Source organism: Streptosporangium sp. NPDC005286 (assembly GCF_040607515.1).
In the GTDB taxonomy this organism is placed as follows: Bacteria; Actinomycetota; Actinomycetes; order Streptosporangiales; family Streptosporangiaceae; genus Streptosporangium.
Window position 1 is genome coordinate 1 of sequence record NZ_JBEXGU010000421.1, and the last position, 1076, is coordinate 1076.

Annotated in this window: 1 pseudogene; it reads left to right on the forward strand. The window is 64.4% G+C overall.

The annotated features are described in order from the left end of the window. Positions 1–929, forward strand: a pseudogene (locus tag ABZU75_RS46530) (hypothetical protein); the annotation flags it as partial. Positions 930–1076: the final 147 nt, after the last annotated feature.

A 1076-nucleotide genomic window follows, 5' to 3' on the forward strand; every position in this document is an offset into this window, starting at 1 on the left:
GCGACCGCGACTACGCGTTCGTGACCGTGTACAACGGCGTCCAGGTCGGTGGCGGCACCGCCAAGGAAGTCAGCGAGGGCGACTACAAGGCCTTCAACGGCGCCAAGTTCGCCAAGGACGTCCCGATCACCGAGGCCGAGTACCAGAAGACCGTGGACCTGCACGGTGGCGAGACCGCCGCCGCCTGGGCCAAGACCGACAAGCTCAGCGAGCAGGTCGGCCCGGACTACCCCGGCGCGGTGAAGGTGTTCCAGGAGGTCTCCAAGGAGGCCTACGACAAGGCCCCCACCGGCAAGCTCAACGGCGCCCAGGCTCCCTGGAAGACCACCGTCGAGCACGTCACCAAGGCGCAGTACGACGCTTACACCGGCCCGGGCTACCGCAAGCTCGTCGAGGGTAACTACACCATCACCCACTACTACGTGAAGTACTTCGTCAAGGAGTCCTCCGTCAAGGGGTACTTCAAGACGGTCTTCTACGTCGTGGACGGCTTCATCAAGGACACCGGTCGCCTCGGTGACAACGTCGGCGGCCAGGGCTTCACCTGGAACCAGAAGCCCGAGCAGACGGTGTTCGTGTTCGGTTACCCGGAGGCCCCGCACAACGACGGCCACAAGGCCTACACCGGTGTCACGCCGAAGTGGACCTACGGCAAGACCTCCGGCAAGACCTACGTGTCGGCCGCTCACAAGGTCGAGGAGCACATCGGCCTGAAGAGCTCCTTCACCCCCGGCGCCGACGGTGGCCCCTGGCTCGCCAAGTACAGCAACGCCAAGCGTCTCGGCTACGTCAACGGTGTCACCAGCCTCTTCGGCGACCAGGACAACAACAACCGCTACGACCTGATCACCTCGCCGTACTTCGACGGTGAGACCCAGACGGTCTACAGCAAGGCCGCCAACGTCTGGTCCGGCTCGATCGTCAAGTAGTAGTAGCTAACCGACGATCACCCGAGCCTGAGCGTCCAAACCTCCAGGCTCACCTGTTCCACCAGCTTCACCCGAAGGGGTCCGGCACCAGCCGGGCCCCTTCGGCCATTCCCACCGGATTCTCACCGGTGAAGGCTCCTCGCCCCG